Origin of the sequence: Phaeobacter italicus, from assembly GCF_019801785.1 — a bacterium.
Classification (GTDB): domain Bacteria; phylum Pseudomonadota; class Alphaproteobacteria; order Rhodobacterales; family Rhodobacteraceae; genus Phaeobacter; species Phaeobacter italicus.
The window spans coordinates 277366-302345 of sequence record NZ_JAHVIJ010000002.1 but is presented as its reverse complement, the minus strand read 5'-3'; the positions used below and the strand labels follow the sequence as shown (position 1 = coordinate 302345).

The 24980-nt window shown below is 58.0% G+C and carries 24 protein-coding genes, 1 tRNA gene and 1 pseudogene; 8 read left to right on the top strand and 18 right to left on the bottom strand.

The window, feature by feature from the left end; all coding sequences use genetic code 11:
- Window positions 1-134: 134 nt before the first annotated feature.
- From KUV39_RS05865 to KUV39_RS05850, 4 genes are read right to left on the bottom strand one after another with little or no spacing between them, the layout of a single operon-like run.
- Complete coding sequence (locus tag KUV39_RS05865) at window positions 135-1385, bottom strand: NAD(P)/FAD-dependent oxidoreductase (protein WP_222459217.1); 1251 nt, start codon at window positions 1383-1385, stop codon at window positions 135-137.
- A 54-nt stretch (window positions 1386-1439) separates the two neighbouring features.
- Window positions 1440-2870 (bottom strand): aldehyde dehydrogenase family protein, encoded by a 1431-nt coding sequence (locus tag KUV39_RS05860; RefSeq protein WP_222459216.1) that lies wholly within the window; start codon window positions 2868-2870, stop codon window positions 1440-1442.
- On the bottom strand, window positions 2870-3814 hold the full coding sequence (locus tag KUV39_RS05855; protein WP_222459410.1) for a 4-hydroxyproline epimerase: 945 nt from the start codon (window positions 3812-3814) through the stop codon (window positions 2870-2872). Before KUV39_RS05855 ends, KUV39_RS05860 begins: the two co-directional genes overlap by 1 nt.
- Window positions 3805-4764 carry a dihydrodipicolinate synthase family protein gene (locus KUV39_RS05850; protein WP_222459215.1) on the bottom strand — a complete coding sequence of 320 codons (960 nt, stop codon included), beginning with the start codon at window positions 4762-4764 and terminating at the stop codon, window positions 3805-3807. Before KUV39_RS05850 ends, KUV39_RS05855 begins: the two co-directional genes overlap by 10 nt.
- Before the next feature lie 140 nt (window positions 4765-4904).
- Here KUV39_RS05850 and KUV39_RS05845 point away from each other — a divergent pair, with 140 nt between their 5' ends.
- Complete coding sequence (locus KUV39_RS05845; protein WP_008562706.1) at window positions 4905-5567, top strand: GntR family transcriptional regulator; 663 nt, start codon at window positions 4905-4907, stop codon at window positions 5565-5567.
- Between the two features lie 350 nt (window positions 5568-5917).
- On the opposite strand, the gene KUV39_RS05840 is transcribed toward KUV39_RS05845, so the two are convergent.
- From KUV39_RS05840 to KUV39_RS05810, 7 genes are all read right to left on the bottom strand, one after another.
- Window positions 5918-6259 carry a hypothetical protein gene (locus tag KUV39_RS05840; protein WP_222459214.1) on the bottom strand — a complete coding sequence of 114 codons (342 nt, stop codon included), beginning with the start codon at window positions 6257-6259 and terminating at the stop codon, window positions 5918-5920.
- A gap of 368 nt (window positions 6260-6627) precedes the next feature.
- Window positions 6628-7506 carry a hypothetical protein gene (locus KUV39_RS05835; protein WP_222459213.1) on the bottom strand — a complete coding sequence of 293 codons (879 nt, stop codon included), beginning with the start codon at window positions 7504-7506 and terminating at the stop codon, window positions 6628-6630.
- A 28-nt stretch (window positions 7507-7534) separates the two neighbouring features.
- On the bottom strand, window positions 7535-8326 hold the full coding sequence (locus KUV39_RS05830) for a hypothetical protein (RefSeq protein ID WP_222459212.1): 792 nt from the start codon (window positions 8324-8326) through the stop codon (window positions 7535-7537).
- Complete coding sequence (locus KUV39_RS05825) at window positions 8326-9717, bottom strand: restriction endonuclease subunit S domain-containing protein (protein WP_222459211.1); 1392 nt, start codon at window positions 9715-9717, stop codon at window positions 8326-8328. The genes KUV39_RS05830 and KUV39_RS05825 overlap by 1 nt, the downstream gene beginning before the upstream one ends.
- An 8-nt stretch (window positions 9718-9725) precedes the next feature.
- Window positions 9726-11753 carry a type I restriction-modification system subunit M gene (locus tag KUV39_RS05820; protein ID WP_222459210.1) on the bottom strand — a complete coding sequence of 676 codons (2028 nt, stop codon included), beginning with the start codon at window positions 11751-11753 and terminating at the stop codon, window positions 9726-9728.
- 115 nt (window positions 11754-11868) lie between these two features.
- On the bottom strand, window positions 11869-12837 hold the full coding sequence (locus KUV39_RS05815; protein ID WP_222459209.1) for a site-specific integrase: 969 nt from the start codon (window positions 12835-12837) through the stop codon (window positions 11869-11871).
- The gene (locus tag KUV39_RS05810; protein WP_336512809.1) at window positions 12834-13934 is read right to left on the bottom strand and encodes a hypothetical protein; all 1101 of its coding nucleotides are present in this window, start codon (window positions 13932-13934) and stop codon (window positions 12834-12836) included. The genes KUV39_RS05815 and KUV39_RS05810 overlap by 4 nt, the downstream gene beginning before the upstream one ends.
- A gap of 285 nt (window positions 13935-14219) precedes the next feature.
- On the opposite strand from KUV39_RS05810, the gene KUV39_RS18785 reads away from it, so the two are divergent.
- Window positions 14220-14543 carry a DUF4236 domain-containing protein gene (locus tag KUV39_RS18785; protein WP_419555529.1) on the top strand — a complete coding sequence of 108 codons (324 nt, stop codon included), beginning with the start codon at window positions 14220-14222 and terminating at the stop codon, window positions 14541-14543.
- Window positions 14540-14971, top strand: a complete 432-nt coding sequence (locus KUV39_RS05800) for a hypothetical protein (protein ID WP_222459207.1) — start codon at window positions 14540-14542, stop codon at window positions 14969-14971. The genes KUV39_RS18785 and KUV39_RS05800 overlap by 4 nt, the downstream gene beginning before the upstream one ends.
- Before the next feature lie 212 nt (window positions 14972-15183).
- On the opposite strand, the gene KUV39_RS05795 is transcribed toward KUV39_RS05800, so the two are convergent.
- The 7 genes and pseudogenes from KUV39_RS05795 to ychF form a co-directional block, all read right to left on the bottom strand.
- Window positions 15184-16011 carry a hypothetical protein gene (locus KUV39_RS05795; protein ID WP_222459206.1) on the bottom strand — a complete coding sequence of 276 codons (828 nt, stop codon included), beginning with the start codon at window positions 16009-16011 and terminating at the stop codon, window positions 15184-15186.
- A 12-nt stretch (window positions 16012-16023) separates the two neighbouring features.
- The gene (locus tag KUV39_RS05790) at window positions 16024-17250 is read right to left on the bottom strand and encodes a site-specific integrase (RefSeq protein WP_222459205.1); all 1227 of its coding nucleotides are present in this window, start codon (window positions 17248-17250) and stop codon (window positions 16024-16026) included.
- 74 nt (window positions 17251-17324) lie between these two features.
- The gene (locus KUV39_RS05785) at window positions 17325-17570 is read right to left on the bottom strand and encodes a hypothetical protein (RefSeq protein WP_222459204.1); all 246 of its coding nucleotides are present in this window, start codon (window positions 17568-17570) and stop codon (window positions 17325-17327) included.
- A gap of 12 nt (window positions 17571-17582) precedes the next feature.
- Window positions 17583-17765, bottom strand: a pseudogene (locus KUV39_RS18780) (DUF6538 domain-containing protein); the annotation flags it as partial.
- Between the two features lie 95 nt (window positions 17766-17860).
- A tRNA-Ser gene (locus tag KUV39_RS05780) sits at window positions 17861-17950 on the bottom strand.
- A 174-nt stretch (window positions 17951-18124) separates the two neighbouring features.
- Window positions 18125-19045, bottom strand: coding sequence for a nucleoside hydrolase (locus KUV39_RS05775; RefSeq protein ID WP_046210676.1), 921 nt, complete (start codon window positions 19043-19045; stop codon window positions 18125-18127).
- Window positions 19046-19200: 155 nt separating this feature from the next.
- Complete coding sequence (gene ychF / locus KUV39_RS05770) at window positions 19201-20298, bottom strand: redox-regulated ATPase YchF (protein ID WP_050673094.1); 1098 nt, start codon at window positions 20296-20298, stop codon at window positions 19201-19203.
- Between the two features lie 280 nt (window positions 20299-20578).
- On the opposite strand from ychF, the gene KUV39_RS05765 reads away from it, so the two are divergent.
- The 5 genes from KUV39_RS05765 to pth all read left to right on the top strand — a co-directional run bounded on the left by KUV39_RS05765 (window position 20579) and on the right by pth (window position 24962).
- Window positions 20579-21085 carry an acyloxyacyl hydrolase gene (locus KUV39_RS05765; RefSeq protein ID WP_222459203.1) on the top strand — a complete coding sequence of 169 codons (507 nt, stop codon included), beginning with the start codon at window positions 20579-20581 and terminating at the stop codon, window positions 21083-21085.
- 126 nt (window positions 21086-21211) lie between these two features.
- On the top strand, window positions 21212-22003 hold the full coding sequence (gene trpA, locus KUV39_RS05760; RefSeq protein ID WP_037302962.1) for a tryptophan synthase subunit alpha: 792 nt from the start codon (window positions 21212-21214) through the stop codon (window positions 22001-22003).
- A 135-nt stretch (window positions 22004-22138) separates the two neighbouring features.
- Window positions 22139-23308 (top strand): alpha-hydroxy acid oxidase, encoded by a 1170-nt coding sequence (locus KUV39_RS05755; protein ID WP_222459202.1) that lies wholly within the window; start codon window positions 22139-22141, stop codon window positions 23306-23308.
- 177 nt (window positions 23309-23485) lie between these two features.
- Window positions 23486-24109 (top strand): 50S ribosomal protein L25/general stress protein Ctc, encoded by a 624-nt coding sequence (locus KUV39_RS05750; RefSeq protein WP_037302557.1) that lies wholly within the window; start codon window positions 23486-23488, stop codon window positions 24107-24109.
- Between the two features lie 142 nt (window positions 24110-24251).
- Window positions 24252-24962, top strand: a complete 711-nt coding sequence (gene pth, locus KUV39_RS05745; protein ID WP_222459201.1) for an aminoacyl-tRNA hydrolase — start codon at window positions 24252-24254, stop codon at window positions 24960-24962.
- Window positions 24963-24980: the final 18 nt, after the last annotated feature.

Below are 24980 nucleotides of genomic sequence, written 5' to 3'. Positions count from 1 at the left end.
CGTAATACGACCAAATTCAGCTCAAAATAGGCATGTAAATCCTTCCAATTCGTTCACGCTCTCTTTGCGCAGAGCCCGCCTGGGGCAGCCGAAAGCGCGCACTCATCAGGATTTCAGACCCAAGTGCAGAGGTTTCAGAACCGATCTGCCCGGTAAGGTGCCATATCAATCAGAGACTTACGTCCCTGCAACAAATCGACAGCCAACTCCGCCGTGCCAGCGGATTGCGTCAGCCCAACATGGCCGTGGCCAAAGGCATAGACCACGCTCTTATGGCGACGGGACTGACTGATCACCGGCAGACTATCTGGCATTGACGGGCGGTAGCCCATCCATTGGGTGCCGCCTGAAATATCCAGGCCAGGCATGAAACGGCTCGCTTTGGCCAGTAGATTGTCAGCTCGTTTGTAATTGGGTGGCAGCTCCAAACCGCCCAGCTCGACGGCTCCACCAACCCGCACGCCGCCCTTGATCGGGCTCACCACGAACCCGTGTTTGCCAAAGCTGAGGGAGGTCCGCAGGTCAAAGGCGCCAGGCGGTAGCGTTGTGTTATAGCCCCGTTCCGTCTCCAGCGGGAGCGGGTCGCCCAGTCGTTTGGTCAAATGGTGGGACCAGGCGCCAGCTGCGACAACCACCTGATCAGCCCTCAGGGTCGTATCAGCGGTCTTGAGCACGACCCCGTGATCAGACGCTGCGATATCGCGCACCTCGGCCTGTTCGAACCGACCCCCTCTTTGCAGGAACGTCGCGAACAGATGCTCCACCCAGGCCTTGGGGTCAATGGTACTGTGCCAACCTGGCGTGAACCCACCATGGGTGAAATGACGGCTGAGACCTGGCTGGATCTCTGCGATCTCGTCGGGACTGTGCAGCAGAGTATAGTCGATCCCGTATTCATCACGCAGATCCCAGCTATGTTTGCTGGCCCGAAACGCGGCCTCGGAATCATAAAGCCGAAGAGCCCCAAGTCTCTGAATCAGATGCTCGCCATCCGTGCGGGCAATCTGACGTTCTGTCGCTTCCTCGCAGTGTTTCATGAGAGCCGCCTGCGACACGATGGAGGCGCGGTAGCGATCTGGCAGGCTGGCCCGCCAGAACCGTAGGAGCCAGGGCACCAGCTTGATTGCGTAGCTCGGCGGAATGGACAAGGGGCCAAGCGGATCGACCAACCAACCTGGCGCCTGTTTCATGATGCCGGGATGGGCCAGAGGCTCTACATCGGTAAAAGCAAAGGCCCCCGCATTTCCCTGCGAGGTTTCGGCAGCGACACCTTTGCGGTCCAAAAGGACGACCTGATCCCCCTTTCCTGCCAGTTCCTCCTGCAGGCGCAGGGCCGTACTGACCCCAATCACACCTGCGCCGATGATCACAACCGTCCGTGTCATATCGCACTGCCCTCGTACATGTGGCGAGGCTCCCACCTCGCCACGGACTCACTTTTATGCAAACGTATAAGAGGTTTTGATTTTTGAATAAAACTCTTTTGCATGAGCTCCTTGTTCACGCCCCCCAAAGCTCGACCCTTTGGTGCCCCCAAACGGAACGTGATAATCCACGCCAGCGGTAGGTAAGTTGACCATGACCATGCCGGCCTCTGCGTTGGCCTTGAAATGGGTCGCATGTTTGAGAGACCCGGTGCAGATCCCCGCACTGAGACCAAACGGCGTGTCATTGGCAACCTGTAGCGCCGCTTCGTAGTCCTCAACACGGCTCACGGAAGCAATCGGTCCAAAGACCTCTTCTTGATTGATCCGCATCCCGCTGTTTGTCTCCGTGATCAGAGCAGGTGCCAGAAAGAAGCCATTGGTGGTGCGCTGAAGGGTCTGTCCCCCAAAGACCTGACCACCCTCTTTTGCGGCGATATCAAGATAGCTCAGATCCTTGTCCAATTGGCGGCCATCCACAACCGGCCCGATTTCGGTTGCCCGATCCAGCGCATTGCCAACTCGCAACGCAGCAATGCGGCCCGTAAGTGAGGCAACAAACCGGTCATGAATGCCGCCCGCGACAATCAGACGCGAAGATGCAGTGCAGCGCTGTCCGGTCGAATAAAACGCCCCGTTCAGACAGGCCTCAACAGCGAGGTCGAGATCGGCATCGTCCAGAACCACCATAGGGTTTTTGCCACCCATCTCCATTTGGAGTTTCTTGCGCAGCCGACCACATGTGGCAGCAATTTCGCTGCCTGTCTCAGCCGAGCCGGTAAACGAAATCGCATCTGTATCGCGATGCTCAACCAAGCGAGCGCCAGTCACCTTGCCCTTGCCCAGGACCAGATTGAACACCCCATCAGGTAGCCCCGATCGCGCAATGATTTCTGCCAGCGCATGGGCACATCCCGGTGTCAGCTCTGCGGGTTTCAGAACAACCGCATTGCCGTATGCAAGCGCTGGCGCAGTTTTCCATGCAGGAATTGCCATGGGAAAATTCCAAGGGGTGATGAGACCTACAACCCCAACCGGACTGCGCGTGATTTCCACGCCAACACCCGGCCTGACGGAGGCCATTGCCTCCCCGCCTCCGCGCAAGGCCTCTCCTGCGAAGAACTTAAAGATCTGACCGGCGCGGGCAGTCTCCGCAATGCCTTCAGCAAGCGTCTTGCCCTCTTCCCGCGCCAAAAGGTGGCCCAGCTCGTCCTTGCGAGCCAAGAGTTCAGAGCCGATAAAATCAAGCACATCAAACCGCTGCTGTGGGGTGCTTGCCGACCAGGACACGGCCGCGGCCTTTGCCGCGCCAACTGCGTGATCGATTTCCGCCGCATCACTTTCAGCCGCGTAGCCGATCACATCCGAGATATCCGATGGGTTGATATTGGCGCTGGCTGCTGCGGTTTCACGCCACTCGCCCCCGATGAAATTGCGAAACTCCATTAGTGCCTCTCTTCTAGAATGATCCCGGTCCGATAGGGATCTGATGGCTCGAAATGCAGAATGCTTTCTGCAGTGACAAAGGCGCTGCCCGTGATTGTTGTGACGACCCCACCAGCGGGGCCAGGTCGATAACTCAGCGTGTAGGTGCTGCCGATGATGCTCTCCTGAACCCACCGCTCCCCCGGCGCGAGCAGCCCATCTGCCGCAAGACAAGCCAGCTTGGCCGAACTTCCGGTCCCACAGGGAGAGCGGTCATAGGCGCCACCGGGGCAGAGCACGAAATTCCGACCATCAGCGTGGGCTGACGGCGACGGGCCAGTCAGTTCGATATGGTCGATCAACGCCCCACCCTCTCCGGTGATGCCTGCCTGCTCCAGCGCCTCTTTCAGCGCCGTTGAAAATCGTGTCAGCGGGGCGATTTGCTCCGAAACGAGCGGGATCTGGCATTCCTTAGTGAGAAAGAACCAATTCCCCCCCCAAGCCACATCGCCCCTCACAGGCCCCCAGCCGGGAACTTCCACCACCACATCAGCCCGATGGCGAAACGCCTCGACGTTTTCGACCGAGACCCGATTGTTCGTTTCAAGACTGACCTCAACAGGGCCTACTGGCGTGTCAAACCGATGCACCCCCGGTGAAAGCCTGCCGCAATGGGCAAGACTGACGGCGGTGCCGATCGTCGCATGACCGCACATCCCCAAGGGGCCGACCGGGTTGAAATAAATCACCCCAGCCGCACAATCCGGCGCATTTGGAGGCAGCAATAACGCCCCGACCATCGCCTCGTGCCCACGCGGCTCGCACAGGACGCCCCGGCAAAAATCCGCGTGATCGCGAAGCAACCGATCCGCCTGTTCCGCAAGGCTCCCCGAACCCAGATCGGGGCCCTGATCAAGGACCAGTCGTGTCGGCTGCCCCTCGGTATGGCTGTCGATTACCCGCACGATGCGGCGACCTCTGGCTGGGTGATCCAATCCGCATACCACGCCTTAAACAGGGTGTACTGTGTCTCTACATAGGTTTTCTGGCTCGCAGTAAGCGCATCGCTTGCATTGAAATGCAGACCGTATTCCTGGTCTCCGTTCAGCACCATTAGGTGTTTGTAAAAGAGAACGAGATCAGCCCCCTCATCAAATGAGGACAAAACCCCAAGCGCGGCTTCCAGCTCGAGTGCAAGCCTGCGAGCCGTTGCATCCCCCCGCGCCGCCCGCTGGCACAGAGCCACCAGATGCAGCACTTCCCTGGGCAGCGCATTGCCAATCCCAGTGATGGCGCCGCCCGCCCCGCAATTGACGAACCCATGAAAGACGGTGGTATCCACCCCGATCATCAGCGTGACATCCGCATCGTGCGACGTAATGTTTTCCGCCGCATAGCGCAGATCAGCCGCGCCTCCGAATTCCTTGAACCCGATCAGGTTCGAGTGCGACTGGCGCAAGTCAAAGAACAAGTCCGCCCGCGTCGCAAATCCGTAATATGGGCTATTGTAGATCACCGCTGGCAAGTCGGGCGCTGCGGACAGGATGGCGGAAAAATGCGCCCGCTGCGCCGCAATCGAGCTGCCCCGTGACAGAACGCGAGGAATGACCATCAACCCGCGTGCACCCACCTTTGCCGCATGGGCCGCATGAGCAACGGCTTGCGCAGTGTTGACTGCGCCCGTCCCCACGATGGTCGGCACCCTCGCCTTCACCAGACGCGCCACGCCCTCCATCCGATCAGCATCACTGATCAGGGGCCAGTCGCCCATGGAGCCGCAATAGACAACCGCCGACATACCCGCCGCCATCAGCTCCTGCCCCTTGCGCACCAAAGCATCAAAATCCGGCTGCCGCTCGGCAGTACAGGGGGTCATGAGGGCCGGAATACAGCCGGAAAAAACGAGGTCGGTCATGGGGTGCTCCTTTGTCATCGCTTGAATGGCTCAACTGCCTCAGTGCATATTCCATATTGGATCCAATATTCAATAAATAGTTTTTGGATCCTTTTGCTCCTGCAGTCTTCGGCGCTATAACGGTGCAGAGGAGAGCCCGCATGAAGTTGAAATCCGTCGATATTTCCAAGACCGCCTCGGCCGCGACCATTGTCTTTGACGCATTGCGCAAGGCCATCATCGAAGGCGATCTGAAGGAAGGGGAACCCCTGCGTCAGGACGAAATTGCCCGGATGTTCAACACCAGCCGAATCCCCGTGCGGGAGGCAATTTCCCGTCTAGAGGAACAGGGGTTGGTCAAAACGCAGCGCTACAAGGGCGCCGTTGTCTCTGGTCTCTCCGCGCAGGAAGCACAGGAGATCTTCGACCTGCGCGCAGTTCTGGAGCCGGAGGTCATCCGCAGAGCGGTTCCTCGCATGTCCAAAGAGGCCCTCGCCCAGGCCAAGGAGTGCCTCGTGGCCTTCTCGCAATCCTCAGATCCGATGACCTGGGGCGATCTCAACCGTGATTTTCACGCAACTCTCTACCGCGAGGCTGGGTTGCAATATCATATGGATGTCATCGACAATGCGATGGACCGGGTCGACAGCTACCTGCGCGCCCAGCTCGTCCTGTCCAATGGCAGTGAGCGTGCAAACGACGAACACATCGCCATCTGGGAGGCCTGCGCTGCTGGCGACGCCGACCTCGCCGCCGCACTCACCCGCGAACACATCACCGGCGCCTGCGACGCCTTGCTGCAGACACTCAACAAGCTGGGATAAGAGAGAACCGATGCGTTGTCTCAAACCAGCCCGAGGCAGCACTCCAAGACGCCACGGTTCGCGGCGGCAAATGGCAAGCATCGCAGGTTAAGCGGACCATAGAGCGACTTGAGCGGGTATGATGGATGAGGATCAGCAATCCTGACATATGTTTCACGCGAACGGGTTCGTTGGTGTGTATCAGTTGTTTTCTGACTCCTTCGACCTTTTTGGTGATTACTCAGGCCCTAGAAGCTTGCGAACAGCCTCGAATTGCCTTTCTGCTTCAGTGGCACATTCCGCTCTGGCTTCATCTGGGGTCAGCCCTCTGAATGACTTCTCAGCTATGCATGTATTTTGCATTGCGGTGACTAGATTAAGTGCAGACAAAGGGTCAACTCCGGAAAAACAAGGGACAGCCCTTGTTTGCGCAAGGCGTCGGCTGCCTCTTCATCCAATGGAATAGTCTCGTCCGGCCTTTGAAGAACGGAAATCGCCCAGTTTCTCAAAGGGTCAGGCTGGGTGTTTCCGGGCGAGTACTCAGGTTTCTCAGAAAGTATGCCAACTGCGATCTGCGTCATGCGAGCGGCTTGCTCCCGCTGGCTTGTCTGGCTGTTAAAGATCAATGCGGCCACGCCTATCACGATGGGTGTCAGGACCTTGCCTGCCACCTCGCCAATAATCAGCCCTTTATCCCACCAATCCTTTGCCAACTTCTCAATCCTTGCTGCAATGCTTTGAAGTGAATGTCTGGCAAACACCAACGGCAGTCAAATACGCCAACCCTACGGTGCCCCAATTGGTCAATGTTGTTGGTCAATGTTGGTCAATGCCAACACCTAAGTCTTTGAAAATAATAGAAAAAGTTGTGATGGCGGAGACGAAGGGATATCCTACTTCAATCTGCCGAAGTAACGATACCAGAGGGTTAGCTTGGACCACGCCCCAAGTACTTGCCTATACTGTACCAGATGACTGGACCATGGGAAGAGGATGCCGCTAGAAAACCCACCAAATTTCGTGCGCGTAGCGGTTCCGTTATTTTCGCCTTCCCCATCCGACCCCAGAATTCATAACCGTGCTATTCCGTCGAGTGTGAGCGCATCAGCGTCCCGATCTCGGCAGCGACCATCAGGGGATCGACACCGGAGATAATCTCGCCGTTGCTGGCCAGCCTGTGTTTCTCATACTTCGCCAGAACGGCCTGCTCGATCTCTCGGGCGGTGTCTTCACTTGCAGTCGGCTGCTTAGCATCCACACGCCAGCGTAGCCCTGTCACTTCTTCTGCCAGCGGGCCGTTATGTGCCGCTTCCCTTGCTTCTGGTGCATTAGAATACCCAACCTTGACCGCCAGTGCCTTCTTCTTCGCGTCACGCAGCACCAGCGTGTAGACATACCAGATGTCGTGATCCCCGAACGTGCCGGTGTAGCTGCCTTGGTGCTTCGGGGCCAACTTGCTGTTCTTCTGCGCCACCAGCCCCTTGCCGAAATCGGTCTTGGGCAATGCAGGCGGCACCTCCTGCCGGTCCAGCGCCAGCACAGGCTCGGCAGTGATCTCGTCCAGCTCGACAACCTTCGACTGCGCTTGCAGATGATGGTTCGGCGTCAGCGGCCCGACCAACTCGGCAAACATGTTATCTGGCGAAGTAATCTCCCAGACTGCAATGGGATGCAGGGCGAAGGGGAAGCGGGTCACGCTGTCGAACTCGGGGTTCTCATGGCGGCGTGGCAGACCATAGTCCTGCGTGTTCACCTCAAGGTCGGACACGCGAAACACGCCCAGCACCCGGCCTTGATCCTGCGGAGCTGTCGATTCGCCCTTGGTGCCAACTGTAAAGACAAGGTCGCCCTCCGTCAGAACCTTACGAGCATGTGACCGCGCAGCTTTCGAGGCGAACGTCATCGGCCACGCCGGGTTGCCGGGTGGTCCCCAGACATAGGTGAAGAAGACCTTAGTCATGGCTTTTCACCCACCCAGCGCATCCCGATCACCGCACACAGCTCAAGAACTGCATCACGATTTGATACGCAGGCTCGTAGCAGGCCAACACGGTTGGGTCCGGCTCCACTTCCCCATGCAGGAGAGCGTTTCGCATTGCATAAATTGTTTCAATCAGGCCGGAGAACAGCTCTTCATCGGTGCATTGAAATTCGACCGCTGCGATCTGCATGGCGGGCGCACCGTTGCGCAGCAGGTCGATCATGGGCCGGGGATTACACGAATTGTATAGCCCGCGCAGCCGCGTCCTTTGATCCTCCGACAAGTTGGTCGTGAAAGCGGGGAGCGCATACAATGCCGCCGGATCATACTGCTCTTGGGTTTCGTTGAAGCGTTCCGTTCCATTCGCTGTCGAGGCCACGCGGACTTGGATATGGCCCCCGGCCACCCGTCGCACTGTGAATTCATAGCGCCGATGCTCAATCCGCTCGTGGTTCAACTGCCGTGGGTAGATGCAGACCGTCCGCAAGGAAACACGCTCCCGAATGCCCTTGCGCATAACCTCCAGATGGATCGCGTCGAGCCGTTGCTGCAACTCTGACACCGCCTGCTGGAAGGAGATCGCATCCGCCGTATCATTATCCTCACGCAGCAAAGGGAGAATGCCACGTCGAACGGCGTTGGGCTGGCTCTTTACCCAGTTCAGCATGACTCGCTCCTGACCCTCACGGGATGCCTCGCGGAACCAAGCGTTGAACGCGGCCCAGGCTTTGACGAAGGGGCCGATGTAGTCGATCTCGGCCCGGTTCATCCAGTCTGCGGCATGGGGAGGCAGGGCCATCAGATTGCCTCCTCTGCTTGGTCAAGGAAGGCCATTGCAGCGGGTTCGCCGTCTTCAATGGCGATCTCTACCGCGCGCTTCGCGGCTTCGAGCATGTTCGCTGCACTGGCCTTGGCCGCTTTGGCTTCTTGCACATTCCGCGTCACCTCCTCCGTCACTTCGTTGGGAATGTTCGGCAGCGGCAGGTTGAAGATATCCGCATCGGTGATCGCCGGATACATGCTGGCACTGGCGAATAGGTCCAGAAGCTCGCAGATCACCGGCAGGCGCAGGTAGGTCAAGAGAACCTCGGGCGCGATGTCCTGCGGCTGGACGACAACGAAGCCGGACGAGCAGACATAGCCGTCTTGCTCTGGCGCGATCTGTGCAGACAGGCGGCGGATCGGGCGCACGGTGGAGGTGATGATGTCATCGGGCCGGACATGCCATGTTGCGCGGCTGGGTGCCTCAGAACAGGCAAGGTGGGTGGAGGTAGCCGCTCCGGCCCCGTCGATGCCCCCGATTTCGATGTAGTGAAAGTCCACGCACTTGGCCGGACGAAACCTCTCGCGTCTTTGGGCCGCAACATCGCCGACTGTGCGACCATCAACTGAAATTAGGTCCAGGAGCACCTGAATACGCGGTGCGAAGAACCGCGCGTCGAACCGACCTGAGGCAAAGACATTCTCTGCACGAGCGGTGTAGGTAAGGGGTTCAGGTGGGGTCCAGTCCGCAAGCCCAAGTGCGTCGAGAAGTTTTTTTTCGGCCGCACCCAATAAGCTTTTCGATCTTTCTTGCAAAGACAAAGCAGCGCGAAATGCGCGCTCTATGTTGATCTGGGAACCCTCACTTGGCTCGAAAACCAAAACGTCACGCAGGTCATCGAGGTTCAGACCTTTCTGAATTGCGCCTCGTTCTTTTCGCAATAGCAGCCCTCGACCATAACGACAGTTGAGGTATGCAGTCAGATATACAGGGTTAAGGCTATCTGGCCGGACGACCGAGCTTTTGCAACTGAACACCGCCGGTAGGTCTTTGGGCGTCACCAGAGCGGCATTTCCAAGTGTTCCTACCACTGAAACCATCACATCATCTTCACGCAACGCATACCGACGGAGGCGGTAATAATCTGTTTCAGGCATGAATACATTGTCGTTGTCCATAAGCGTGAGTGGCTTAACGTCTTTTCCGCGGATGTACCGATAGCTCGCGTCATCTGTGTAATTGTCGACGGTAAACGCAGAGCCGAACGGGCCTATGAGAAAATCAGCCAACGAGCCTAACTCAACCCCGTTTCTTGACAGAACGGCTTCTTCAAGCTCTAGAAATTCTTTCCGATAGTACTCAGCGTCAATCCGGCCTGAGTATTCTAGCGAGTTATTCGAAACGAAGCTTACTTCAAGCCCCTCCAACAGACCGCTCAGGCGGCCTTGGTCGAAGGGGCGTCCCGAAAAAAACTGAGGCCCTCCTTGCGGGCAAACTCCTCAAACGCTTCGGCCACCCCATTTTCGGTCAGCCCATCGTGATTGAACAGGTCATGGGCCACGACGAAATGCCCATGTGTATCGCGCAGGAATGTCCCGTCCGGGTTCTTGCGATAGACCTTGCGGCCCGAGTTATCCACACTCTCGATCTGCTGCGTGGCGAAAAAGATGTCGTAGTCCGCAACCTTCGGGCACAGCGGCCCCGCCTTGGCGTTGTCGTTCCATTTCTGGACGAACAAGACGCTGGTCTTAGTCCCGGTATGGGGTTTGAACGTGTTCGGATGCAGGCCCACCACGGCGAGGATGCGGCACTTCTCCATGATGTATTCGCGCAACCGCTGGTCGGACGAGTTGTTGAAACGCCCCTGAGGCAGCACCACGGCCATGCGCCCGCCAGGCTTGAGGAAATCAAGGTTTCGCTCGATGAACAGCAAGTCACGCGCCACGGCCCGTTCCAGCTTGTTCGACTTGGCGTTGTGGGCCAGGTCATAGGGCGACAACATATCCGACTGCTTGATGTCGCCAGCGAAGGGCGGGTTGGCCATGAGCACGTCGAAGGCGAAGTTGCGGTAATCCTTCTGCCGTGTGCTCTCACGCAGCTTGCGCAACCGCCGCCAGCCATCACCGTAGGTGTCCTGCCAATCGTCCTGCTTCACCGTCTCATCCCACTTGGTGAAATCGAGCGTATTCAGGTGCAGCACGTTGGTTTCGCCGTCCCCGGCGATCAGGTTCAGGCAGCGCGAGACACGAACGCTTTTCTCGTCGAAGTCGATGGCGAAGACGTTGTCGCGGACGTAATCGACACAGCGGGCGGGCTTTTCGTCCATGGTGAAGAGGTGGCTTTCCTCCTTGCCCATGTCCTTGATGATCTGCCGCCAGACGTGGAACATGCTGTGCACGGTGAACCCTGCCGAGCCGCACGCGGTGTCAATCACCGTCTCGCCTTCTTGCGGGTTCATCATCCGAACGCACATGTCGATCACCCAGCGCGGGGTGAAATACTGGCCCTTTTCGCCCTTGGACGATTTCGAGACCAGGTATTCAAAGGCGTCGTCGATCACGTCGAGGTTGGAGTTGAACAGCTTCCACTCTTCAAGCGACCCCACGCAGACTTGCAGGTGGTCGGGCGACAAGCGGATGCGTTCATCTTCGAGGAATACGCCTTCCCACTTCTTCTTGGCCTCGTCGAACAGGTTCTGGATCGCCTCTTTTAGCTGGGCTGCGGTATTCTGGTTACGGAAGCGCAGTGCGGTGCCCCGTCGGTGCGAGGTCATCTCGTCATAGAGCTTGGTGAAGATCAGCTTGAAGACTTCCTCGAAAACATCGACCCCGGCATTGGCCAGCACTTCGTCTTCCATATCCTCAATCAGATCGCGCAGGGATCGGGCGAACTTGCCTTCCTTCACGCGCTCGTCTTCGAGGTCGATCAGCGTCTGGATCGTCCACGGCTGATCTACCACCTGCTCAATGGTCTGATCGGCCCGAGGCAGCTCGTGGATCGGCATGAAGTAGTTGGGGTTCTTGCGGTGCCAGACTTCGGCCAGAATGCCGTCGCTCCACACCGCGAGAGGTGCGCCTGTCGCATGAGCATAGGACCGCAGCTGTTCTTTCCCGTCCTTGTACTTCTTCTGCTTCACCTCAATGATGATGTAAGGGACGGTTGGACGGTGCTCATCGAATACGACAATATCCGCGCGCTTTGACGTATCGCGTCCGAAAGTGATCGGGTATTCGACGGCAATTCGAGACGGGCTGTACCCGAGCTTTTCAATTAACCGGGACAGCCACAGCTGGCGGTTTCTTTCCTCCGGCTTCAATTGAACGTCTTTTTCGCGCACAAGGCAGGTCACATAGGTGACTTGCTTTCCACGTAGTTCTTTTTGAAAACTACGTTCATCAAGAGCATTATTCTCAGCCTCGGAAAACAGCACATATTCATTAAATTCAGAGGCGACTACATTCATTCGTATTTCCCGCTATTTTATTGGTTCCGCAGAGCCTCCTTGCTCTGAACGGAAACCGTCGCCTCTCTTCTAGCGGTTGGAAGGGGTATTCCTCAAGGACTTATGGCGGCCTCGATCACAACAATGCCCCCGCCGCATTGCCATCAAACAGCCCCGCATCCCTTACGTAGCGCGACAGCATCAGATCGGAGGCGTGGCCTGTCTGTGCTCGCACCTTGTAGGTTGGCACCCCGGCCTTGATGGCGCTGGTGGTGAGGCCAGCGCGGAGGCTGTGACCGCTGTAGCCCTCGGGGTTGATCCCGGCTCTGGCGAGGCGATTGCGCAGGATGGTGGACACGGCATCGGAGCGCAGGCGGTCGGATTGCACATTGCCGTGGCGGTCAACGGGACGGAAGATCGGGCCTTCTTCCGACGCAAGGACACTCAGCCACGCCGACAACGAGCCCACGGGGCAATGGCGGGTCCGACCGAGGGGGATGCCGATCTTGCGACCTTGGCCGGTCTGATCGGTTTTGGACCGGCGCAGGTGCAGCACCAGCCCCTCGCGGACCTCTTCGATATCGGCCAGATCAAGGCCGACCAGTTCCGAGGACCGGAACCCGCCCGCCCAACCGATCAGCAACAACGCTCGGTCACGTTTTCCACGGGCGTCATCCCCAAGCGTGTCCAGCAGAATGAACAGGTCTTCGCGCAGCAAGGGGCGGGCCTGATCCTGTGCTGTGCCCTTCACTCGTTTGATCCCCCGCATCGTGGCGCGCACGATCTCGCTGCGGCACGGGTTCGGCCAGGCGTTCGCCTTGTGGACCATGCTCAGGGTCGCCACACGCCGCGCGAGGCTGGACGGTGCCAGCGTGTCGGCGTGATCGGCCAGATAGCGGGCAACCAGATCAGCCGATGCGGGCAGTTCCCCGCCCCAATCAGTGAAATGGACCAGATCGGAACGGTAGGCTTTGCGCGTGTTCTCGGACAGGCTTTCGCGGATGAAATGCTCAACCGCTTCATCGGCGGTCAGATCGGCGCTTTCCCCGCCCTTTGTGGACCGGGATAAGAAAGGATTATGCCGGTTTAGAACGATATCGCTCATGCCACGCCCTCCCGCACAACCTCGGCCCGGATCGCGTTCAACTCCGGCATCGCATCCTTGAGAGCGGCCAGCCCTAATTCGAGCGCGTCACGCGGCAGACCTGAGCATTCCCAATGCCACCTGTCCCGCAGGCTGGCGCTCAGCGGCCCAACAGCGTGGCAGCGCAGGCACTGACCTTCGACCCGAAACAACAACTCCCCGGCCGCCTGCACCCGGTTCGTTCGCGGCAGGAACGCCCCGGCCCATGACGCCATGCCTGCATTTCGCACCAGCAACCGCCCGAGGGCCGCACGACCGGGCCGCGTGTACATGTCAAAGGCATAGGACGGCACCCCATTGATCCGCGTTTCAACCGGGGTTCGATCATCTTGAACCCCGGTTGCGACCACCCCGTTTTCGAGGGACAACAGAGCGACAAACGGCGATAGCATGGTCGAGGTCTTGGTGAAGTTGGCTCGCGCGATCTGTACCATTGTGGGCGCGACGCCCAATTCAGCCAGGGTATCGAAGGCCAAGTTCGGATTGCCTTTGCGGGTCGGCAGGTAATCGCTCTGGCAACGGGCCGTGCCGACCAGATACCAAAGCGCGAGGGCCTTACGGTCGAGTGACGGGCACCCCAGAACAATCTGGCGCAGGCGATCATCTGACATCGCAGCGAAGCGGGTACGATCCTCGCCCAAATCAGGCAGTCGTTCGAGGCTCATAAGCAGGTCATCGGCAGCACGGGATTTGCGGGCGTCCACCATGCGCCGGATCAGGTAATCCGTGACCAAGACATCCCCGCCCAGATCACGCCGTATCTTGGCGCTGGCCAGACAGGAGGCTGCAATCCCCACGGTTTCGATATCCGCCATGCCGATGTCTTCGGCGGCGATGACATTGAGACGGCGCAGCAGGTGTTCCCTTTTGGCCTCCAGCAAAAACCGTCCGGCTTGACGCGCCGCATACAGGTCGCTCCGGCGGATGGCCTTCTGCAACAAAGAGCTGGCGACCCAATGGGTGCTTGTGAACGGGGCGATCCTTGGCCCCAGATCAACTGCGGCAATCCCTTGTGCGGCGATGGTCTGAAATCTGGTGAGTTTGGATGTGTCTATCACGTCGTGCCCTCCTTGGCATTTCCGGAGGGGGGCGAGATCGTCTCACCCACATTAAGCGTATCCAGTGACACCTACAGGGGAAGGGAAATCGGGGTGACAGGACGCGTTCCCCCCAAATAATGCCACCCCATGTTGCGTGCAGTTAATTGCAACTTCTCTAGATATCCACATTGGCACAACACCTGGATTAGCAGATGGACCCGTTTTGTCCCCCCAGAAAACGACGCTGGATTTCCACTTTGCGCACCCCGCATCTGGCCAACCTGCATTGGCTGAACCCGGAATATGGAATTGTCGCCAAAAATGTCGCGGGGACAGTCAGTGATACAGCCTGAGGGAGAATTTGAGGCTCGCTCAAACCGACTTAGGAGACTAAGCTCGCGACATGTTCTCAAAGGAAATCATCGTGTGGCTTTTCGATTTCAAAAACGAATTAAGATCGCGCCGGGTGTGCGGCTGAATGTGTCCAAGAGTGGCGTCAGTACAAGCCTTGGCGGCAGAGGTGGAACCGTCAATCTAAGTTCTAAGGGCGTTCGCACCACGGTCGGCATTCCGGGGACGGGTCTATCTTGGTCCAAACAGAGCGGTGGTCTGATGCAAAGACGATGAAGCCGGAAGATGAGCTTTTGCAATTGGGGAAGCTCTTGGATCGGCAGGCAAAAGCGTTCAACACCCTCTCCCCAAAAACCAACAAGGTCTCGGAAAGCTGGAACAAGGCCGTGGCCAGCTTTGAAGGCGGTCGCGGCCCGAGTACCGCAAAGTTTCAGACCCTGACAAAACGCTTTGATACGGCGATGGCCGGGTATCAGAAAATCGAGGATACCGTTGACGATCAGAGGGCAGAGTTGCGGGCAATCACGGATCGGCTGCGAGGCATGAGATTTGGAATATTTAGCGGCAAGCTGAAAGCGGCACAAAAGGACTTGCTCTTGTTGGCAGACGAGCACCACCAAGGCGCGCGCAAACTGCTGGAGGCCTTGGGTCGCCTTCGGCGCGAGGTAGGGAACGAGCTGTCAGATGCCGAAAGCAAAATCTGATCCGATCCGTATGGATGCCATAATGTCGTGTGCGCAAATCCCCAAGAGCTGAGCAAGACATAGACCTGCCTCCCCGTTCCTTCTCGAAAACAGCAAAGCACTTGATCTCCCCAATCCATTTTTTCTCAGTCTTTCCTCTCCGAAGGCAAGGTGCGCCGCGAGCGTAGCGAGTGGAGCAACTGTCACCATGTCCTTTTCTTTATGACCACTGGTCAGAATGGTGACTGTATCTCATGTTTATTAAGTAACTTATTTATTTGGTCATAAAGGATTGGACCCCCCGTCAAGTTCTCTTGGATAAACATGTGATAAAACTCGATGCCCACCGGCCAGAAACGACGTATCACTGAAATCGCTGGGTAGTGAAAAAACATCTTCTTGAAATGCTCGGGATTGCCATCGAAAGCATCACCTTCGACTTTCGCAACTTCTACAGCTAGATGGACGCCAGCCATGAAGCCTGACCAGTTCGCTACAACAGTGCGCAGGATGTCCGGCGCGAGGCCCTTCGGCGCGTCTTTGACCATCCCGACCAGCAGGCCGAAATCCTCTTTGTTTTCTTTGCGCCAGTCGCTCACCACTATGCGAGCAAAGTCTTCGTGGGTCATGTCTGACGGCAGGCCGATCCTGATCAGCTTTCGTGTCCGCTTGTCGATGAGCTTGGTGGCAGTGTGAAACGGAGGTTTCTTGACGATCCGTTGCACCTGTTTGGTGCTGACCCCAACGGCCTGCGCCAGGTCGTCCAGCTTGATCCCAGCCCAATCTCGCTCTTCGGCGTGGATTGGTGAAAGCTCCGTCCAATACTTGATCTGCGCAAATACCTCTTTGGCCGCACCCTTTAGGTCCTCCGGGCTAGGCTGTGGGGTCTTTCTAAGCTTCTGATACTCTTCAAAGCCGTAGGTCGTGAACTTGCCACTGTCCACCGGCGGCGGCACGAACGGCTTAGCTGGCTCGCCGTCAAACATCTCCTTTTTGAATTGCTGCTTCGCTGCGGCGGTGACCTTATGCAGCCAGCCGGTTTTCGGCGGAAAGTCGTTCATACTCGCATCACCTCACTTCCACCCGAAGCCGGTCGCATGGCTCAGGTCCAGTCCGGTGTAGCGCACCTTTTCGATCTCTTCTTTCAACCGCGCTATGGACGCATCCTTGCCATAACCCCAGTGCGCGGCATCATCAGAATGACCACAGAGCTGCATAGCGATGGCGTCGGTTACGTTGGCATCATGCAGCGCATCCACAAAATTGTGCCGGAAGCTGTGAAAAACATGCAGCGGGGTTCGGAATTTCCATGTCTTGCCGTAGTTGCTCCAGAACTTGGACCACGGCTGGCTGTATGTCCCATCGCTACCGAGCTTCAAATCTGGGAACAGGCGACCGCCGGGTCGATCTGCTACATAATCGAGGAACCCAAGGTTTAAGATGGCCGAGTGGATCGGCACGCGGCGATAGCTGGAACCCGTCTTGAGGTTCTTGATCTCCTCCTCTGGCTCGTCTTCCCATTTCGAAATATCGAAATAGGCGATCCCCTCCTCTGATCTGACGTCGGCTTTCAGCAGCTGGATAATCTCCCCCGACCGCATCCCTGCAAAAAGCGCGATCACAGGCACCCAATACCGACCGTCTTTCATCAGCAGATCACCCTTTACGCCAGATCGGGCAATACTGCTCCGCCCGGTGTAGATCGGCGTCTGGAATATCTGATGCAGCTGCTCGGCGCTGTAGGGAAGCCGCTTGGGCTTGCCCTTGGGCGGCTTCTTGACCAGCAGCTTGATGTCAGCGCCCGGTACCTTCGGCAGATATTCTTCGGCCACCATCCATGCGACAAACCGCTTGAAAAAATCGAACCGCTTCTTCTGGGTCTCATAACCCATCTTGGGCAGCAGCTTGCCTGCTTCCACCGCCGCAACCGGGTCCAGATCGCGGGTTTCGGGCTTCTTCTGATAGTGGGCAGGTATCTGACCGATCAGATCGCGCAAAGACTTCATGTCGTTCGTGTCAAGCAGGGACGAGGGCTTGTCGAAGTCGATCACAGCACGGGCCAGATCGAAGGACAGGCGCAGATCGCCCAGCGTCTTTTCCTTGATGTTTTGCGTGGCAAGCACCTCTTCGTATTTCTTGGCCAGCTCGCGCAAGGGCGGGGCGACAGGAATTGAATGGGCTTGAACTGTCTGCGTAACCTGCAACGCCGCCGGGACTGTGCCATCTGGCGAAGGCTCAACGCCTTCAAACAACGGATCAGCAATCTGCGTCTGAGCATAATCACCGTGCAGCTTCGCCAACAGTAGGCGGTCCGCCTCGATCTTAGCTCTGAGCAGACCCGTCTGGGCGCGCTGGAGCGCCTGAAAGCGGCTTGTTAGGGTGTCCGGGGGGATTGCCTCACAAGAGTGGTTGCGTCGCTCTGTACGTCGCTTGGGAAGTCCCTGACCGCAAGACGCCGACGAAGGAGGGCGAGCCGCGTCTCAAGGGTCGCGATGCAATCCTCCACATCCACCTCAGCCTCGGGCGCGAAAATGTCGGCAAACTCCTGCCCCCAGTCGAGCGCCTCGCGGAAATAGTCGCGGATCGCCTGATCTATCGCTGTGTCCTGACCTTGAGCCATCCTCCGCGCCTCCGTCACCACGAGATCAACATGATTGCTGATCGCGCGGCATCGCATGAGAGCCAATGATCGCTCAGCAGTCCTTAACGAAATCTTAACCTCTTTTCGGCCCGCCACATCCCACAAATCCTGCGGAACCGAGGCGCGAAAATAGAAGGTTCGCCCGCGCGTAACCAGCCTTGGTATCGTGGCCATCCTTGCCCTCACTATACCAGTTGACTGTACCAGGGCGCGGATTTCGGCCTTCCCGAAAGCCAGTATCGTTTTATATCAGCAGGTTAGCCGTGAAATGGCGGAGACGAAGGGATTCGAACCCTCGAGACGGTTTCCCGCCTACTCCCTTAGCAGGGGAGCGCCTTCGACCACTCGGCCACGTCTCCGCTGACCCGTCTATCAGCGCAAGGGCGTTGAGAACAAGGGCGAAATCGACATTTTCGGGAAAAAAATTATGCGGTCCGGATCATGGGCCCAAACGGATGGCGCCCGCCCTGGATGACCGGGGCGGGCGCGCGATATTCAACGGGCCTTCGAGCCCTATGCGGGCTGTCAAAGGTTCAGGGCAGGATCGCCAACCGCTTGAGGAACAGGGATTTTACCGCTTCTGCGTCAACGGCCATATAAACGTCGATCGGCTTGCGGCCCTCTTCGCCGGACAGGCGGGTTTCGCCAGATGTGTCGCCCTCACAGGAGACTTCCATTGGCACTGAACGGGCGGTGAACAACTCTGGATGGGTGCAGGCGATCACGGCCGCCGGGTCATGCAGGGAACAGCCGTCGAACTTACCCACGGTTTCGTAGAAATGCAGATAGAACACTGACATTTCCTGCAGCATACCACCCAGTTGCGGCGAGGACGCTGCGATGCCCGAGAAATCATCCTTGGTACACAGGATGCGGTGTGTCACGTCCAGGCCAACCATTTCGACCCGCGCACCGGAGGCAAACAGTACCTCTGCCGCGTGGGGATCATGATAGATGTTGGCTTCGGCGTGGGGGGTGATGTTGCCGCCCTCTTCCAGCGAGCCGCCCATGATGACGATCCGTTTGACGTTTTGGGCAAACTCCGGGTCACGCTGGATCGCAATGGCGATATTGGTCAGCGGGCCAATCGGGCACAGGACCAGCTCTCCCTTGTGCTCTCGTGCCATGCGGATCAGAAAATCAGCTGCGTCTTCCTCCACCGGCTTGCCCTTGGGAGTTGCAGCCGGAATATCGCCAAAACCCTCATCGCCGTGAACATGGGCAGAGGGGGTGAACGGCGGCAGAACCAGCGGCGCCTCGGCACCATGGGCAACCGGCAGATCCAGACCTGCAGCTTCGAGCAGACGCAGGGCGTTGCGCGTGGCGGTCTTGGTGGTCACGTTGCCAAAGATTGTGGTGAGCCCGAGCAGGTCGATATCCGGGGCCGCGGCCGCGTAGAAAATCGCCATTGCATCGTCGATGCCGGGATCTGTGTCGATGATCAGCTTTGTCATTTTTATCCTTCCGACTGATTAATCGTGGGGGTTTAGCATTTCCGTTAGCGGCAACTCAAGTCCGGCGCTTTCAGGAATATCCGACAGCTGTATCAAGAAAATGCCCGCCGTCTTGCGAGGGCGGGCATCATGTCGTGTCTCAGACGGCTGAGAAATCAGGTGTTGAAGAGGAAGTGCAGGACGTCGCCATCTTTGACGATATAGCTCTTGCCCTCGGCCCGCATCTTGCCCGCTTCCTTGGCACCCTGCTCTCCGTTGGCCGCGATATAATCGTCATAAGCGATTGTTTCTGCGCGGATGAACCCCTTTTCAAAGTCGCCATGGATCACGCCTGCCGCCTGCGGAGCAGCTGTCCCGGTCCGGATGGTCCAGGCGCGCGCCTCCTTGGGGCCCACGGTGAAGTAGGTTTCCAGTTTCAACAGTTCGTAGCCGGCCCGGATCAGACGATCGAGCCCCGCCTCGGCGAGACCCATTTCACTGAGGAACATCTCAGCCTCTTCGGGCTCCAGCTGGCTGATTTCTTCTTCGATCTGCGCCGAGATGATCACATGAGCGTTGCCTTGGGCTGCCGCCATGTCCGCCACCTTGGCGGAATGTTCGTTGCCGTCGACAGATTCGGATTCGCCGACGTTGCAGACATAAAGAACGGGTTTGGTGGTCAGCAGCTGCAGCATTTTCCAGGCTTTGGCGTCTTCTGCGTCAACCTCGACCAGGCGGGCGGGCTTACCGCTTTCCAACATGTCCTGTGCCGTGGCCAGCAGGCGATCCTGTTGCTGCGCTTCCTTGTCGTTGCCCTTCAGCTTGCGAACAAGGTTCGCACGCCGTTTCTCAATGCTCTCCAGATCGGCCAGCATCAGCTCTGTTTCGATGGTTTCTGCGTCAGCAACCGGATCAACACGGCCTTCGACGTGGGTCACATCGCCATCTTCGAAGCAACGCAGAACATGCGCGATTGCGTCGACTTCACGGATATTGGCAAGAAACTGGTTCCCCAGACCTTCACCTTTGGACGCGCCTTTGACGAGGCCTGCGATGTCAACAAACGTCATCCGGGTGGGGATGATCTGTTTGGAGCCTGCAATCGCCGCCAATTTGTCCAGACGCGGGTCGGGAACGCCGACCTCACCCACATTGGGTTCAATCGTGCAAAACGGAAAGTTCGCCGCCTGCGCCGATGCGGTTTTGGTCAATGCGTTGAACAGGGTCGACTTGCCGACGTTCGGCAGACCCACGATTCCCATTTTAAAGCCCATTTCGGCCTCCTGATGCCACTTGGGAGCCGCTTCTAGGCAGCAATTGACGGTGACGCAAGCGGCCATCGCCTTAACCGCCCTGCCCGCACAATTCAGCCATTGCTCGATTTGCATCATTTTGCGGCACAAAGAGCTGCAAAAATGCAACCATTTCACCTGTTGAGCATTGTTATCCCGTGATCGTGATCCCAGTTCGACGACAGGCACTGGACACACCAGCGAAATAGACAGATCATTCTACCCAAACCGATAGTTCGCAACCGAGACGAGATTAACGACCATGACCTTTACTTCGGCCACAAAGGCCACCGCTCTCGCCCTCACCCTTTCCACTGCGGTCGCCTTGCCTGCAGCTGCGCAGGAACTGGTCCTTGGGGCCGGATACACAAGCTTCTCTCGCGAAGGGGCCGAAGACAGTGCCGTATTGTCGCTAGAGTATCAGCACAGCCCGTTCTGGGAGCGCGGTAGCTTTGATGCAGCCTTTGGCGCGGCACTCGATGTGCATACCACGGGGGACGCATTTGTCGGGGCCGGCGTCGTAGGGACATGGCACCTACAGCGAGGTTGGTTCATCGAAACCAGCGTGATGCCGGGCGCATACTCTGAAAATGTGGATCTGAACGATCTGGGCTCCACTTTTGAGATCCGCAGCTCTCTCGCCGTGGGAAAGACATTCGCAAGCGGACGAGCCATTTCGCTGGCCCTGTCCCATAAATCGAACGCTTCCACCGCAGACACCAACCCCGGCGTCAATCAGCTGCTGCTGCGCTGGCACGCGCCATTGTAACAGCCCCCCTGCCGAAGGTCGCGCTGCTTTCGGCAGGCACAATATGGTCAGGCTTGTCTGTGCACGGGATTGATTTCTGGGAAAACATTCGGCACACCGGGGCAGACACTTGCAAAAGGCCCGATCATGACCCGCATTGACGCCAAATTCGCCGACCTGAAAGCTGCCAACAAAAAGGCATTTGTTGCCTATGTCATGGCCGGGGATCCGGATTTCGACACCTCTCTCGAGCTGGTCAAGGGCCTGCCGGCAGCTGGTGTGGATGTGATTGAGCTGGGCCTGCCCTTTACCGATCCGATGGCCGACGGCCCGACCATCCAGCTCGCAGGCCAGCGCGCCCTGGAAGCCGGGATGACGCTTCAACGTACGCTCGATCTGGCGCGGGCTTTCCGTGAGGAAGACAACACTACGCCAATCGTCCTGATGGGATATTACAACCCGATCTACAGCCGCGGCGTTGAGACCTTCCTCAAGGATGCGAAGGATGCAGGTATTGATGGCCTGATCGTGGTCGACCTTCCGCCAGAAGAAGACAGCGAACTGTGTATTCCCGCTCAGGAAGCAGGTCTGAACTTTATCCGACTGGCGACACCGACCACCGATGACAAACGCCTGCCTCGCGTTTTGCAGAATACGTCTGGCTTTGTGTACTACGTCTCCATCACCGGCATCACAGGTGCCGCCGAAGCCGAGGCTACCAACGTAGGTCCGGAAGTGGCGCGCATCAAGGCAAGCACCGATCTGCCTGTGATCGTGGGTTTTGGCATCAACACTCCGGAAAAGGCCAAAGGCATCGCCTCGGTCGCGGATGGTGCGGTTGTTGGCTCCGCCATCGTGAGCCAAATCGGCGCAGGCAAACCCGTGGGCGAGGTTCTGAGCTTCGTCAAATCCCTTTCGGATGGCGCCCATTCCGCCTAATCCCTTGCGATCAGACATGTTTTTCAAAGGCCGCGCCGTCCGGGTGTGGCCTTTTTTCTTGCCCGGTATCTTGGATTGCGCTTTCGGCACAAGATTGGTAAGAATTTATTACCAACTTAGGGCGAGGACAGAGCCGTGCCAGTCATTACCAACATTGATGATCTCAAGCGCATTTACGAACGCCGCGTACCACGTATGTTTTACGACTATGCCGAAAGCGGCAGCTGGACAGAGCAGACATTCCGTGACAACACCAACGATTTCGAGAAGATCCGGCTTCGTCAGCGGGTCGCCGTGGACATGGCGGGACGCAGCACAGCGACACAGATGATTGGCCAGGATGTCGCCATGCCCGTCGCACTTGCTCCGGTTGGGTTGACCGGGATGCAGCACGCAGACGGCGAGATCAAGGCGGCGCGCGCCGCCGAAGCCTTTGGTGTTCCGTTCACGCTCTCCACGATGTCGATCAACTCCATCGAAGATGTCGCCGAGGCAACGACAAAACCATTCTGGTTCCAGCTCTACACCATGAAGGACGAAGACTATGTTCGCCGTCTTATTCAACGGGCCAAGGATGCACGCTGTTCTGCGTTGGTGATCACCCTCGACCTGCAGATCCTCGGGCAGCGGCACAAGGATCTGAAAAACGGCCTTTCTGCTCCGCCGAAGCTGACCCCAAAAACCATCGCCAATCTGATGACGAAATGGTCCTGGGGGATTGAGATGCTGGGAGCCAAGCGCCGTAATTTCGGCAACATCGTCGGACATGTGGATGGCATCTCTGACGCATCGTCCCTTGGCGCCTGGACAGCGGAGCAGTTCGATCCCTCACTGGACTGGGGCAAGATCGAGAAGCTCATGGAAATGTGGGGCGGGAAGGTGATCCTCAAGGGTATCCTGGATGTCGAGGATGCAAAGATGGCGGCCAAGGTTGGGGCAGACGCGATTGTTGTTTCAAACCACGGCGGGCGCCAGTTGGACGGTGCGCTGAGTTCCATCCAGATGCTGCCTGCCATCATGGATGCAGTTGGCGATCAGGTGGAAGTCCACCTGGACAGCGGTATCCGCTCTGGTCAAGACATCCTGAAGGCCATCGCTCTTGGCGCAAAGGGCACCATGATCGGACGGGCGTTTGTCTATGGTCTTGGCGCGATGGGTCAGGCGGGTGTGACAAAGGCCCTGGAGGTTCTCCACAAGGAGCTCGATACGACGATGGCTCTGTGCGGAGAAAAGACAGTACACGGTCTGGGGCGTCACAATCTGCTGATTCCCGAAGACTTCGGCGGTCGCTGGATGGCCGACTGACGACTGGCCAGACGGGCCAGAATTGAGGGTCAGCGTGGTTTTCGCGGCGCTGATCCCTCTCCGGCCTGACCGATTACCTGTTTGCGGGTTGCAAACTTGGCCAATCCGGTCTATGCGCACGGCTTCACGCGGGGTGACAGCCTTGGAGGCACCCCCCTATCATATTGGAGAATTATCATGGCTGGTCAGATTCCTGATCTTGTTTGCCAGGAACGTACGGGGTCGGGCAAGGGCGCCGCTCGTGCAGCACGTCGTGCTGGCATGGTTCCTGGGGTTGTATTTGGTGGCGACGCGGAACCGATGTCGATCCAGATCCCCTTCAACGAACTGCTGAAAAAGCTGAAAGCTGGTCGTTTCAAGTCCACTCTGTGGAACCTGAAAGTGGAAGGCCAGGAAGACGTCCGCGTCATCTGCCGCGACGTTCAGCGTGACGTTGTAAAAGACCTGCCGACTCACTTCGACCTGATGCGCCTGCGTCGCACCTCGAAAGTGAACCTGTTCGTTCCCGTTGAGTTCATCAACGAAGAAGCTGCACCGGGCATCAAGCGCGGCGGCGTTCTGACTGCCGTTCGTCCGGAAGTCGAGCTGGTTGTGACCGCAGGTGACATCCCCGAGAAGCTGGTTGTTGACCTGACCGGCCTGAACATCGGCGACACCGTCACCATCTCTTCGGTCACCATGCCGGAAGGCGCCAAGCCGACCATCGACCGTGACTTCGTTGTTGCCAACATCTCCGCTCCGTCCGGCCTCAAGTCCGCTGAGAGCGAAGAAGAAGGCGGCGAAGAAGCTGCAGAAGAATAAGAACACCGCCCATTTGGGTTGTTCTGGGAAACGGGTCCTTCGGGGCCCGTTTTTCGTTTGCCATCCCGCCCCGCCGGTTGTTGCGCTCTGTGCGAGGGCTCAGTAGAAAAAAGAGAGCTCAGATGCAGGACAACGCCAGACCATGAAACTCTTTGTAGGGCTCGGGAACCCGGGCGCGAAATATGCAGGCAATCGCCACAACATCGGCTTTATGGCACTTGATCAGATTGCGGATGACCACGGTTTTTCCCCGTGGAAGAGCAAGTTTCAGGCTCAACTGAGCGAGGGCGTTCTGGGCGGCGAAAAAGTCCTGCTGCTCAAGCCGCAGACCTTCATGAACCTGTCCGGTCAATCGGTCGGAGAAGCGATGCGCTTTTACAAGCTCACTCCGGCCGACGTGATCGTTCTGCACGACGAACTTGACCTGGCCCCCGGCAAAGCCCGCGTCAAACAAGGAGGCGGCCACGCAGGTCACAATGGTCTGCGCTCCATTCACTCCCATATCGGTGCAGATTACGGGCGGGTCCGCCTGGGCATCGGCCATCCGGGCCATAAGGATGCGGTTGCGGGCTATGTGTTGCGCGATTTCGCCAAGGCGGATGAGGCCTGGCTCGACGACCTTCTACGCGGGATTTCGGATGGTGCGGCCTCGCTCGCCAAAGGTGACGGAGGCAAGTTCATGAATGCGGTTGCCCTTCGCGTCGCTCCGCCCCGCAGCTCCACCGGTCAAGCCAAGGCCAAGAGCAAGGGCGGCACGCAGAGCCCCCAGGCTTTGCAAAAAGCCGCATCGAGCGAAGCCCAAGCAGAGGACACGCGCTCTCCGATGGAAAAGCTGCTCGACAAATTCAAGTGATGTCATGGTGCCGCGGCG